The organism is Massilia sp. LXY-6, from assembly GCF_051233485.1.
Taxonomy (GTDB): Bacteria; Pseudomonadota; Gammaproteobacteria; order Burkholderiales; family Burkholderiaceae_D; genus Telluria.
Genome location: NZ_JBKFGF010000018.1, coordinates 159,450 through 171,201, shown reverse-complemented (window position 1 = coordinate 171,201; position 11,752 = coordinate 159,450). Strand labels below are relative to the sequence as shown.

15 protein-coding genes are annotated in these 11,752 nt (G+C 65.7%); 10 read left to right on the top strand and 5 right to left on the bottom strand.

Annotation, left to right across the window (positions count from 1 at the left end):
* Positions 1-12: 12 nt before the first annotated feature.
* The gene (locus tag ACI48D_RS09670) at positions 13-615 is read right to left on the bottom strand and encodes a hypothetical protein (RefSeq protein WP_435571009.1); all 603 of its coding nucleotides are present in this window, start codon (positions 613-615) and stop codon (positions 13-15) included.
* Between the two features lie 195 nt (positions 616-810).
* On the opposite strand from ACI48D_RS09670, the gene trmL reads away from it, so the two are divergent.
* Both trmL and ACI48D_RS09660 read left to right on the top strand, forming a co-directional pair.
* Complete coding sequence (gene trmL, locus ACI48D_RS09665; protein WP_435571008.1) at positions 811-1,281, top strand: tRNA (uridine(34)/cytosine(34)/5-carboxymethylaminomethyluridine(34)-2'-O)-methyltransferase TrmL; 471 nt, start codon at positions 811-813, stop codon at positions 1,279-1,281.
* A gap of 92 nt (positions 1,282-1,373) precedes the next feature.
* Positions 1,374-2,969 (top strand): dienelactone hydrolase family protein, encoded by a 1,596-nt coding sequence (locus ACI48D_RS09660; protein ID WP_435571007.1) that lies wholly within the window; start codon positions 1,374-1,376, stop codon positions 2,967-2,969.
* A 3-nt stretch (positions 2,970-2,972) separates the two neighbouring features.
* Here ACI48D_RS09660 and rfaE2 read toward each other — a convergent pair whose 3' ends face one another.
* Positions 2,973-3,455, bottom strand: coding sequence for a D-glycero-beta-D-manno-heptose 1-phosphate adenylyltransferase (rfaE2, locus tag ACI48D_RS09655; protein WP_435571006.1), 483 nt, complete (start codon positions 3,453-3,455; stop codon positions 2,973-2,975).
* 50 nt (positions 3,456-3,505) lie between these two features.
* Positions 3,506-4,696, bottom strand: a complete 1,191-nt coding sequence (locus tag ACI48D_RS09650; RefSeq protein WP_435571005.1) for a PilT/PilU family type 4a pilus ATPase — start codon at positions 4,694-4,696, stop codon at positions 3,506-3,508.
* 119 nt (positions 4,697-4,815) lie between these two features.
* On the opposite strand from ACI48D_RS09650, the gene ACI48D_RS09645 reads away from it, so the two are divergent.
* Positions 4,816-5,766, top strand: a complete 951-nt coding sequence (locus tag ACI48D_RS09645; RefSeq protein WP_435571004.1) for a hydrogen peroxide-inducible genes activator — start codon at positions 4,816-4,818, stop codon at positions 5,764-5,766.
* Here the strand turns inward: ACI48D_RS09645 and ACI48D_RS09640 are convergent.
* Positions 5,744-6,307 carry a hypothetical protein gene (locus ACI48D_RS09640; protein WP_435571003.1) on the bottom strand — a complete coding sequence of 188 codons (564 nt, stop codon included), beginning with the start codon at positions 6,305-6,307 and terminating at the stop codon, positions 5,744-5,746. The two genes, ACI48D_RS09645 and ACI48D_RS09640, sit on opposite strands and share 23 nt — an antisense overlap.
* Before the next feature lie 137 nt (positions 6,308-6,444).
* Here ACI48D_RS09640 and ubiA point away from each other — a divergent pair, with 137 nt between their 5' ends.
* Genes ubiA through ACI48D_RS09620 form a run of 4 tightly spaced genes read left to right on the top strand, consistent with a single transcriptional unit; the run spans position 6,445 to position 8,352 of the window.
* On the top strand, positions 6,445-7,299 hold the full coding sequence (gene ubiA, locus ACI48D_RS09635) for a 4-hydroxybenzoate octaprenyltransferase (RefSeq protein ID WP_435571121.1): 855 nt from the start codon (positions 6,445-6,447) through the stop codon (positions 7,297-7,299).
* A 42-nt stretch (positions 7,300-7,341) separates the two neighbouring features.
* Positions 7,342-7,662 carry a DUF883 family protein gene (locus ACI48D_RS09630; RefSeq protein ID WP_435571002.1) on the top strand — a complete coding sequence of 107 codons (321 nt, stop codon included), beginning with the start codon at positions 7,342-7,344 and terminating at the stop codon, positions 7,660-7,662.
* A complete protein-coding gene (locus tag ACI48D_RS09625; RefSeq protein WP_435571001.1) occupies positions 7,662-8,057 on the top strand; it encodes a phage holin family protein in 396 nt (131 codons plus the stop codon). Before ACI48D_RS09630 ends, ACI48D_RS09625 begins: the two co-directional genes overlap by 1 nt.
* The gene (locus ACI48D_RS09620; RefSeq protein WP_435571000.1) at positions 8,050-8,352 is read left to right on the top strand and encodes a hypothetical protein; all 303 of its coding nucleotides are present in this window, start codon (positions 8,050-8,052) and stop codon (positions 8,350-8,352) included. Before ACI48D_RS09625 ends, ACI48D_RS09620 begins: the two co-directional genes overlap by 8 nt.
* A gap of 2 nt (positions 8,353-8,354) precedes the next feature.
* Here ACI48D_RS09620 and ACI48D_RS09615 read toward each other — a convergent pair whose 3' ends face one another.
* Positions 8,355-8,549, bottom strand: coding sequence for a DUF1059 domain-containing protein (locus ACI48D_RS09615; protein ID WP_435570999.1), 195 nt, complete (start codon positions 8,547-8,549; stop codon positions 8,355-8,357).
* 242 nt (positions 8,550-8,791) lie between these two features.
* Between ACI48D_RS09615 and ACI48D_RS09610 the strand changes: the two genes are divergently transcribed.
* The 3 genes from ACI48D_RS09610 (at position 8,792) to ACI48D_RS09600 (ending at position 11,741) form a co-directional block, all read left to right on the top strand.
* Positions 8,792-9,337, top strand: a complete 546-nt coding sequence (locus ACI48D_RS09610; RefSeq protein ID WP_435570998.1) for a hypothetical protein — start codon at positions 8,792-8,794, stop codon at positions 9,335-9,337.
* 44 nt (positions 9,338-9,381) lie between these two features.
* Positions 9,382-9,906 (top strand): hypothetical protein, encoded by a 525-nt coding sequence (locus tag ACI48D_RS09605; RefSeq protein ID WP_435570997.1) that lies wholly within the window; start codon positions 9,382-9,384, stop codon positions 9,904-9,906.
* Positions 9,907-10,145: 239 nt separating this feature from the next.
* Positions 10,146-11,741: a sensor histidine kinase gene (locus ACI48D_RS09600; RefSeq protein WP_435570996.1), complete on the top strand. Its 1,596-nt coding sequence runs from the start codon at positions 10,146-10,148 to the stop codon at positions 11,739-11,741.
* Positions 11,742-11,752: the final 11 nt, after the last annotated feature.

Sequence of the window (11,752 nt, the reverse complement as noted above, 5' to 3'; positions counted from 1 at the left end):
GCATTGCGTCGTTCAGGGGCCCGGCTTCGGATTGTCGGGCAGCGAAGGAATCGCGCGCAGGTACTCGTAGACGGCGTACAGGTCGCGGGTGGTCATCTTGCCGAACGTCGGCCACGGCATCACCTGCAGGATCTGGCCGGCCGGATCGTGCGGATTGTGGCCGGTACGCAAGGTCTGCACGAACTCGTCGCGCGTCAGGCCGGCCGGGCGTCCGGCGTTATCCGGGGTCAGGTTGGCGGCGGTGATGGCCGGGCCGAACATGCGCCCGCCCGACATGTACTGCTCGGCGTTGATGCGCTCGGGTTGGCCCTTGAACGGATCGCCGCCCGGCGAATAGCTGGGATGGGTGTGGCAATCGACGCAGCCGCTCGTGTTGACGATGTAGCTGCCCAGCCAGACCATGCCGCGCTGCTTGCCCTGCAGGTTCAGGACGACGCCGGGCGGGACGATCTCGCGGCCCCGCTGGACGCGGCTGTCGCCGTCGTCCAGCGAGGTTCCGGCATTCTTGCCGTTGCCGTTGCCGGGACCGGCATCGGCGAGCAGCGGCGCGGCGCTGGCCGCGGCCAGGACGATCGCCATCCAGAGATGGCGGCGGGAAAATCCGGATCCGTTCATGTTTCCTCCTTGTGTTGAAGTACACCGGTGGGCCGAAGACGAATCCATCCAGTATAGGCAGCACCCGTCAATACACCAGCTGAAATCCGCCCATCGATTCTGATAGGGCGACATTGCAACGGCACTGCCGATCTGCGCTATGCTCCCGCTTCGGACGGCGGGAAGCCGCCGTTGATCACTGCCAAGGAGAAGAATTTGTTTCACGTAGTACTGGTTGAGCCGGAAATCCCGCCGAACACCGGCAACGTCATCCGCCTGTGCGCCAACACCGGGGCGCAGCTGCACCTGATCGAGCCGCTGGGCTTTCCGCTGGATGACGCCAAGATGCGCCGCGCCGGCCTCGACTACCATGATTATGCGAGCATGAAAGTGCACAAGAACTGGGATGCGTTCCTGCTTGACGCGAAGCCGGACACCAGCCGCATGTTCGCCATGACCACCCACGGCTCCTCGCCCTTCGCCGACGCCGAGTTCAGGCCGGGCGACGTGTTCGTGTTCGGCGCCGAGTCGCGCGGCCTCGATCCGGCGCTGCGCGAATCCTTCCCGCCGGCGCAGCGCATCCGCCTGCCGATGATGCCGGGGAACCGCAGCCTGAACCTGTCGAACACGGTGGCGGTGGTGGTCTACGAGGCCTGGCGCCAGAACGCTTACGCGGGCGGCGCATGAAGCCCGGATGGCGGAGCTGTCAGATATACCAGCTATACCCGTCGCGGGTCGGCGGCTAGGATGAGAAACTTTCCACTCATCCAGTTCCTGCGATGCCCAAACTGCTTGCCCTCCTGCTGCTGACCGCCTCCGCCGCCGCCGGCGCCGCGGCCAGCGCCGCTTCCGGCGGCCCTGGCCCCTTTGTGTTTTCGAACGACCCCGGCCCCTGGCCGGTCGGCGTGCAGGTCAAGGCGCAATACGACACCACCCGGGTCTACCGCCCCGCCTTCGACATGGTGACCGGCCAGCCCGAAACCCACGAGCGGGCGCGGCCGATCCAGTCGATCACCTGGTATCCGGCCAGCGCCAAGGGCAAGCCGCTCACCTGGCGCGACTACATGGCGACCAGGGCGACCGAGGATGCGTTCTGGCTGACGCCTGCCGACGTGCAGCGCGCCGTCGAGGCCGACCTTGCCGGCAGCACCGCCGGGCTGGCGCCGGCCATCGCCAACAAGGTGCTGGCCCAGCCGATGTGGGCCAGCCGCGACGTTCCCCCCGCCGCCGGCAAGTTCCCGGTCGTGATCTATGCGCCCAGCCACAGTTCCGTGGCCGCCGAAAACGTCGATTTGTGCGAGTACCTGGCCAGCCACGGCTACATCGTGATCGCCAGCCGCTCGATGGGGCCGCGCAGCAAGACCATGACGACCGACCTCGAAGGCCTCGAGGCGCAGGCCGGCGACATCGCCTTCCTGATCGGCCAGGCCCACGCGATGCCGCAGGCCGACATGTCGCGCATCGCCGTGGCTGGCTTCAGCTGGGGCGGGCTGGCGAACGTGCTGGCGGCGGCGAAGGACGACCGCATCCGGGCGCTGGTAAGCCTGGACGGTTCGGTGCGCTACTGGCCCCAGTACGTCGACGGCGGCAAGGACGCCGCCAGGTATGCGGTGCCGGCGCGGCTGGCGGTGCCGATGCTGTTCGTCGGCCGCGAGCGCGACTCCACCGAAACCCTGGTGAAGGAAAAGAAGAAACTCGACTACAGCATGCTGAACCAGATGACGTATGCGGACATGACCATCGTGACCATGCGCCCGATGACGCACACGGACTTCGCGGCGGTCTCCCAGCACTTTGCGAACGACGCGCACTTCGGCGAGTACTCGCGCGACGAAGTGTCGATGGCCTACAGCTGGACCGCGCGCTACGTCGAGCGCTTCCTCGACGCCTACCTGAAAAATGACGCGCAGGCGATGGCCTTCCTGGACAACAAGCCCTCGGCCAACCGGGCGCCGGCCCACATGCTGGCGGTCGAACGGCGCAAGGGTGCGGGCATCCCGCCGACGAAAGAGGCATTCGTGCGCACGCTGCAGTCGGGCGGCTACGAGCACGCGCAAGAGGTCTATGACCGGATGCACGCCGCCAATCCGGATTTCACCCTGGAGCCGATATGGCTGAACGTGTACGGCTACGAGCTGCTGCGCAGCGGCCGCAAGAAGGAGGCGGTGCCGATCTTCCGTCTCGGCACCAAGCTGGAGCCAACATGGGGCGACATCGCCGACAGCCTGGCCGAAGCCTACGAGGCGGTCGGTGAACGCCAGCTGGCGATCGACGAATACCGCCGCGCGCTGTCGATCGATCCGGCGATCGGCCACGCGATCGAGCGCCTGAAGGCATTGGGAGGGGCTCCGGCGGCGAAGGCTGTCGGCGGCTGAAGCTTATCCGCCATACTTTCGGATCTTCGCCACCAGCCTGGTGGTCGAGCGGTCGTGCGCGAAGTCGATCGCGACCGCCTTGCCGCCCTGCGCGATGACTTCCTTCCCTTCCGGGATCTCGGTCATGACGTAGTCGCCGCCCTTGGCGTAGATGTCGGGGCGGGCTTCCCGCACCACCTCCAGGGCGGTGTCCTCGTCGAACTCGACCACCAGGCTGACCGACTCCAGCGCGGCCAGCACGGCCATGCGGTCCTCCATGGTGTTGAGCGGGCGGTCGTCGCCCTTGCCCAGGCGTTTCACGGAGGCGTCGGTGTTGACGGCAACGACCAGCGAGGCGCCCAGTTCGCGGGCCTGGGCCAGGTAGGTGACGTGGCCGCGGTGCAGGATGTCGAACACGCCGTTGGTCAGGACGACCGGTTTCGGCAGTTGGGCGACGCGCTGCTGCAGCTCGGCGCGGGTGGTGAGTTTGGTTTCGAAGGTAGGCATGGGTATGGGTACTTGGGTCCCCGCCTTCGCGAGGACGACGTTGCATCTTATCAGGCCGCGCCCGGCGCGCTTTCTTCCGGTTCTTCTTCCGGCATCATCGACAGCTCGGCCGGCTTGCTCGCGCCGTCGCCGGCCGGCGCGCGGCGTTCGCCGGACAGCTTGATCTGCAGGCGCAGGCCGTTGGCCGAGTCAGCGTTGCGGATCGCCTCGTCGTAGCCGATATGGCCGGCGTTGTAGAGCTCGTACAGCGCCTGGTCGAAGGTGCACATGCCCAGCTCGCGCGACTTGTGCATGATTTCCTTGATGCCGTGAAAGTTCCCCTTCAGGATCATCTCGCTGATGGTCGGCGTGTTCAGCAGGATCTCGATCGCCGCCTTGCGGCCCTTGCCATCCTCGGTGCGGATCAGGCGCTGCGAGACGATCGCGCGCAGGTTGGCGGACAGGTCCATCAGCAGCTGCGGCCTTCTCTCTTCCGGGAAGAAGTTGATGATCCGGTCCATGGTCTGGTTGGCATTGTTCGCGTGCAGCGTGCCCAGGCACAGGTGGCCGGTCTCGGCGAAGGCGATCGCGTGCTCCATCGTTTCGGTGTCGCGGATCTCGCCGATCAGGATCACGTCCGGTGCCTGGCGCAGCGTGTTCTTGAGGGCGTTGTGCCAGGAGTGGGTATCGACCCCGACCTCGCGGTGCGTCACCAGGCAGTTCTTGTTCTTGTGGACGTATTCGACCGGGTCCTCGACCGTGATGATATGGCCGGCCGAGTTGGCGTTGCGGTAATCGATCATGGCCGCCAGCGTGGTCGACTTGCCCGAGCCGGTGCCACCGACGACCAGCACCAGGCCGCGCTTGGTCATCACGACCTCCTTCAGCACCTCCGGCAGGTCGAGCTTCTCGAAGTTCGGGATCTCGGAGGCGATCGTGCGCACCACCATGCCGACGCTCTGCTGCTGCACGAAGACGTTGACGCGGAAGCGGCATACGTTCGGCAGCGAGATCGCGAAGTTGCATTCCATCTCGGCCTCGAACTCGGCACGCTGGCGCTCGTTCATCAGCGACAGGGCCAGCGCGCGCGTCACCTCGCCCGTCAGGCGCTGGCTGCTGAGCGGCTTCATGGCGCCCTGGTGCTTCATGCTGGGCGGGAAATCCGCGGAAATGAAGAGGTCGGAGCCGCCCTGCTGCTGCATGACGGTCAGCAGCTTGTGCGTGTACGCCTGGGCTTCCGCCGGGCCGAAGGTGGAGGACATGGTGGCCTTTTTGTTAACACAGGGCAACATTGCCCGGCGCGCCCATTATATCGGCAGCTTTATCGGTAAAATAGTGCTCAACATCTCAAGCGTGCCGCACTGTTGTAATCTCGAAGCCCATGACCCTGACCGAACTCAAATACATTGTGGCCGTCGCGCGCGCCAGGCATTTCGGCCATGCCGCCGAGGCTTGCTTCGTTGCACAGCCGACCTTGTCTGTCGCCATCAAGAAGCTCGAGGATGAGCTGGGCGTGACGCTGTTCGAACGCGGCGGCTCGGAAGTCTCGGTGACGCCGCTGGGCGCGCAGATCGTGGCCCAGGCCGAGCGCGTGCTGGAACAGACGGCCGCGATCAAGGAACTGGCCAAGCAGAACAAGGATCCGCTGTCGGGTCCGCTGCGCCTGGGCGTGATCTATACGATCGGCCCTTACCTGCTGCCGCCGCTGGTGAAAAACCTGATCGAGCACGTGCCGCAGATGCCGCTGGTGCTGCAGGAGAACTTTACCGTCAAGCTGCTCGACCTGCTGCGCCAGGGCGAGCTGGACGCCGCCATCATGGCCCTGCCGCTGCCCGAACACGGGATGGCGGTGCAGCCGCTGTACGACGAGCCCTTCGTCGTGGCGATGCCGAAGAACCATCCGTGGGCGACGCGCAAGGACATCTCCGCCGAAGACCTCAAAAGCGAAACCATGCTGCTGCTGGGCGCCGGCCACTGCTTCCGCGACCAGGTGCTGGAAGTCTGCCCGGAGATGGCGCGCTTCTCATCGTCGCCGAGCGCCGGCAACGGCATGCAGCGCACCTTCGAAGGCTCCTCGCTCGAGACGATCCGCCACATGGTCGCCAGCGGCATCGGCCTGACCGTGCTGCCGCGCGCCTCGGTGCCGGACATGAAGGACCCGCACGGCATGCTGAGCTTCGTGCCGTTCCAGGACCCGGCGCCGTCGCGCCGCGTGGTGATCGTCTGGCGCAAGAGCTTTACCCGGCGCGCCGCGATCGACGCCGTGGTGAATGCGGTGGCCGATTGCCGGCTGCCGGGCGTGGAGATGCTCAGCCTCCAGGCCGCAGCCTGAGGCCGGCCGGAATCGGCGGCTGGATCGGCGCCTGGTTCGGCGCCTGGACCGCGGTATCGGCCGCGCCGGACGGCAGCACGGTGGCCAGCGAACATGCCTCGGGAGGACGATTCGCGGCGACGGATTCCAGCAATTCGGCGCCGCGGTGCGGCAGGGCGCGGGTCGCCACGCAGCGCACCGGCTCCCAGGTCGTGCCGGCCTGCCTGAATTCCACCGCCTTGAACTGGTGCGCCCGTCCGCCCTGCTCCAGCGCCACCAAGGCCTTGTCGCCGCTCACCAGGCCAAGTACGAAGCGGCGCACCGGCGGCATTCCGGCGCTCCACACATCGCTCGAATTGAAGTTTTCGCCGCGGTCGGCAATCCCGCCGTCGTGTGGCGACAGGCCGACGCCGAGCAGCACCTGGACCCCGGCCGGCAACTCGCGCAGCGACTGCGCTTCGGTCCAATCGCCCCGGCTGCGATCCGCATTGGCGTCCGCATCGGCCAGCGCACAGCAGCCGATCCCGATGCCGGCCGCTACTACGATACTTGCGAACTGCATGCATGTCTCCTCATGGTTTTATCGTCGAAAGCCGGCATCGTAGCCCGGCCGGGTTAGTCATACTTTGTGCATAGTCGATGGTGCGCCATGAACAGGCTAAAATCCTGACCTTGCAGATTTTCAATGAAAAATACCCGATGAACAAGCTGGCGCTCTATTTCCGTCTGATCCGTGCCGACAAACCGATCGGCATCCTGCTGCTGCTGTGGCCTACCCTGTGGGCCTTATGGATGGCCACCAAGGGACGGCCCGACCCGATGCTGGTGCTGATCTTCGTGCTCGGCACCGCCCTGATGCGCTCGGCAGGCTGCGCGATCAACGACTATGCCGACCGCGACTTCGACCGCCACGTCAAGCGCACCGTCGACCGCCCGCTGACCAGCGGCCGCATCAAGGGCTGGGAAGCGCTGATGGTGGCGGCGCTGCTGGCGGTCGTGTCCTTCCTGCTGATCCTGCCGCTGAACGCGCTCACCAAGGAGCTGTCGGTGGTGGCCGTGATCGTGGCCGGCACCTACCCGTATTTCAAGCGTTTCTTCGCCATTCCCCAGGCCTATCTCGGGATCGCATTCGGCTTCGGCATCCCGATGTCCTTCGCCGCCGTACAGGGCCAGGTTCCGGCGCTGGCCTGGTGGCTGCTGGTGGCGAACGTGTTCTGGGCCGTGGCCTACGACACCGAGTACGCGATGGTCGACCGCGACGACGACCTCAAGATCGGCATCCGCACCTCGGCGATCACCTTCGGCAGATACGATGTATTCGCCGTCATGCTGTGCTACGCGGTGGCGCTGGGCATCGACCTGGTGTGCGGCTGGATGCTGGGCCTGCGCTGGTGGTTCGTGGCCGGCGTGCTGGTGGCGGCCGCGATGGCGCTGTACCACTACACCCTGATCCGCGGACGCGACCGCATGCGCTGCTTTGCGGCCTTCCGACACAACAACTGGTTGGGTGCCGCACTGTTCGCAGGTGTCGCGCTAGACTATGCATTCGGTTAATATTGTCCGTAATACACAACCCAACATCGACGAGGTTTACCCATGATGGAAAAAATCCCGACCCAGACCGGCGCCCGCGACCAGCTGCTGTCCGACCTGAAAACCGTCATCCAGGACGCCGAAGCGTGGCTGCGCCACAGCGGTTCGCTGACCGGCGACGAACTGAAGGCGGCCAAGGCCAAGTTCGAGCGCACCATCGTCAAGGCCAAGGACGACATCATCCGCCTGGAAGAAGCCGTGGTCGAGAAGACCAAGATTGCCGCCAAGGCGACCGACGAGTACGTCCAGGAAAATCCGTGGAAGTCGGTCGGCATCGGCGCTGCCGTCGGGGTCGTGATCGGCATGCTGATCGCCCGTAAGTAATGGCATTGTTTGCGACGGCAGGCCGTATCGCGTCGACCCTGGTGGCCATGGTCGGCACGCGGCTGGAACTGGCCGCCGTCGAATTCCAGGAAGACGCGCGCCGCCTGCTCGGCTACCTCGCGTGGTCGATGCTGGCGGTGTTCCTGGCCGCCGGCGCCGTCATGCTGGTGGCGCTGTTCGTGATCCTGCTGTTCTGGGACACTTACCGCCTGCAGGCCGTGGCCGCGATGGCCGCCGTACTGGGACTTGGCGCGTTTCTCATCGTGTCGAGCGTGCGGTCCAGGCTCAACGCCCAGACGCCCCTGTTCGCGACCACCCTGGCCGAGCTGCGCAAGGACATCGCGTACGTGCGCCATGCGGCTGCCGGCGCCAACGCGGGGGAAATCGATGAATAAACCATCGCTGGCCGCGCGCCGCGCGGAACTCATCGAGCGCTGCGCCGAGCAGCGTACCGGGCTGGGCTACGAACTGCAGTCGCTGCGGCCGTCGAATGCGCTCGGCCATCCGCTTGCCGGCTACGTCGCCGGGCACAAGAAGATGGTGCTGGGCGCGCTCGGCGCGACGCTGGCGCTGGCGCTGGTGCGGCGCAAACGCCTGCTGGCGGCGACCGGGTCCGCGATGTCGGCCTGGCGCATGGCGCAGGGAGCGCTGGCGCTGCTGGCGCGGCTTCGACCAAGGGCGCGGCAGTAAGCCTACTCGGGCGGACTCCCCTCGCGCATGATCTGTTTCAGTTGCTTGCGCAAGTCGGGGGTATCGGCATGCTTGTGCACGGCAACCGCATGCTGGGCCGCGGCTTCGATCAGCTCATCCTCGCGGTCGGCCGCTATCGTGATGCTGCATTTGACGTCGCTCGGGAACTCGCGACAGTCGATGTATTTGCGTGTCATGACGACCTCCTGACAGAACTACCAAGCACAGTATAGGCCGGGCCTCCGCCACATCAAGCGGAGACAGCGCTTGGCAACACGCATCGGCCTGGCCGCGGCTTGGCCAAACGGTCGAATCGATGGGCTGAGTGGTATCCGGTTGTTTAGTACATGTGTACTAGGAATATGGACGGGACGCTGATGGCGGCACGCTTGAGCTACTTCTACACTGCGTTTGACTCAAATCAAACAACGTTAATGAAATGCGGCTCTTCCTTTTTTTCCTGGTGCTTGCAGTACTCTCGGGATGCGACAAGCCCTCATCCGGGCTGAGCGCCGCTCCAGCCTCGGCCGCGCCGGCCGCCGGCCGGGCTGCCCAGACGCAGGCAGCGCAGGAAGGGATGTCCCTGGCGGGCTTCATTGACGCCTGGTCCCTGCGCCAGGCCGGCACCGGCAAGCACGCGGAGCAGGAAAGCCCGCCGGACGCCGAGCAGCAGATGCAGGACCGGATTGCCAGGTTCAGGGCGGCGCATCCGCGCAAGCACAGCGATACCGACAGCGCCGCCGCCAGGTCCGCGGCCCGTCCCGGCGACCTCGCCGGCCTGCGCGCAGGCGACAAGGCAGCCCTCCCGACCACCACCGCGCCGCTGCAGGCGGCAGCTGCCATCGACCCCGCGGTCCAGGCCCTGCGCCAGGAACAGATGGCGGAGCGTATCCAGCAATTCAGGGCTGCCCGCCAGCTCCAGCTCGCCCAATCGGGCATGGACACGAATTTGCCGGCCGCCGCGCGGCCGGGGCCCCACCCATGACGGGCATTCCGCCCTTTACCAACCACCAGATGGGAGAGAACCACATGAAAATTGCACGTATCGCCGTTGCCGCCGCCCTGTTCTCCGCTGCCGCCTTCGCCAACGCCGATGTCAGCTTCGATCCCCTTACCGGCAGCGGTTTCGTCGGCAAGGGCGACGTCCAGCTGGCGTTCGGCTGGAACAATGCCCAGTTGCAAACCAACGCCTCCGGCCTGAGCTTTTCCTACCAGGTGCGCCAGGACTATGTTGCCGTATGCACCTGGACCACCGGCGAAGGCACCAAGGGCGAACATACGCATACCGTCACCCATACCTTGAAGTACAAGCTGGGCGCCTCGATCAACTACGCTCCCCGGGTCATGAACCAGATCACCGGCTTCATCCTGAAAGGCATCGGCACCGAAACCTCGATCGGTACCGTACCCGTGGTGGGCGGCCCCTGCCCCGGCAACCAGGGCACCGGTGGGACCTGGAGCTCGGTCACGACCTCGGGCACCGGCGTCGACGGATTGTTCGTGAGCTACGGCGGTACCGAAGTCCGGCTGAACTGGCCGGCCCTGCCGCAGTAAGAGCCCGGCCGCGGGACGTGGGCGCAAGCGCGCGCCGTCCCGCCCGCTGTCCGAACGTGAATAGAAACCGACATTCTTTATTTTCTTGCAATTTTTAACACTCTTCGATAGATTGGATCTTCGCTCGCATTTTCCGGCACGCCGACGCTTCGATCCCTATGCTATTTTCCTCGCCTGCTCATTCGGGTATCTCCGGACTGTCGTTCGAAACGAGCCCGTCGCTGATCGCAGGAGTGCGCGTGGCCTTGGCCAGTACCGTCCTGCTCGCCTACCTGATCGACATCCCCGGCCAGGTCGAGTCCAGTCACCTGACCTGGGCCGCGATTGCCGCCTACCTGCTGTACAGCCTGGGCCTGTATGCCTTTCCCGATGCACTGCACGCCTTCAGCGCGCGGCCCTGGCAGCACTGGCTGGACCTGGCCTGGTACGGACTGCTCACCGCCCTCACCGATCCGGCCACCAGCGGCATCTTCCTGTTCTACGTGTTCGCCATCCTCGTGGCATCGTTCAGGCAAGGCAGCGTTGCCGGCATCTGCATCACCTTCGGCAGCGCCGGGGTCTATCTCGGGGTCGTGTTCATGCTGTCGCGCCAGCATGCCGGGGTCGAATGGTCGGCCCTGTTGCTGCGCAGTTTCTTCCTGGTCAGCCTGGGCATCATGATCTCGCTGTGGGGCGGCTCCGAGCTCTCGCTCAAGAAGCGCCTGGCGCTGCTACGCGAAATCAACAGCTTGTCGAATCCGCGTTTTGGTGTCGACCATGTGCTCGATGCGACCATGGAAAAACTGCGGCTGTTTTTCGAGGCCGATGCCTGCGTGCTGCTGGCCTACGATACCGATACCGAGCGCTACACACTGCGCGAATCGAACGCGGCCCGGCCCGGCGGCATCCCGGCACCGATTCCCGCCGAGCTGGCGCGCTCGCTGTCGCCGTTCGGCTCCCATGAGGCGGTCTGTTTCTCCGCCATCGACAGCCTCGATCGCGGACAGCGCCGGCCGACCCGCGTGACCGACCTCGCCGACGGCCACTGGACGAATGCCCCCTCCGATCTCGGCCAGGGCGTGGCCGACATCCTGAATGCCGGCGCATTCATGAGCGTTCCCCTGCAAGCCGGCCGGGATGGCGGACGGCTGTATCTGACCTCGAACGGGCTGCGGTTCCGGGACAGCGACGCCAGCTTCCTGGCGCAAGCGGTGGAACAAGCGTTCCGCCTGATCGAGCACGTGAAGATCCTCGACCGCATGGCGTCGGTCGCGGCGGCGGTCGAGCGGCGCCGTATCGTCACCGACCTGCACGATAGCGCGATCCAGCCGTATATTGGCCTGAAGATGGGACTGGAGGCGCTCAGGGAGCAGGCGAATCCGGCGAATCCGCTCACGACGCCCATCGACAGGCTGCTGGCGATGACGTCCTCGGTCATCAAGGACCTGCGCAACTTCGTGCACGACATCGAACAGCAGCATGTGGCCTCCGCCGATGCCCTCGCGTCCGGCATCCAGGAGCGTGCCAGGCGCTTCCGCGACCACTTCGGCATGCACGTCGAGGTGGAGATCCGGGAGCCGTTGGCGGTCAGCGACCGGCTGGCGGCCGAGATCCTCCAGCTCGTCAACGAAGGCCTGAGCAATGTGCGCAAGCATACGCGCGCAAGCCGCTGCCGCATCCTGCTCGCCAGCCACGAAAACATGCTGGAGCTGCGCATCGAAAATCCCTGCGACGCGGGCGAGCCGCCGCGCTTCGAACCGCGCTCGCTAACGACCCGTACGCGCGCACTCGGGGGCCATGTCGCGGTCGACACCCGGGATCGCCACTCGGTGGTCCACATCACGATTCCCACATGAGCGGCACCCAT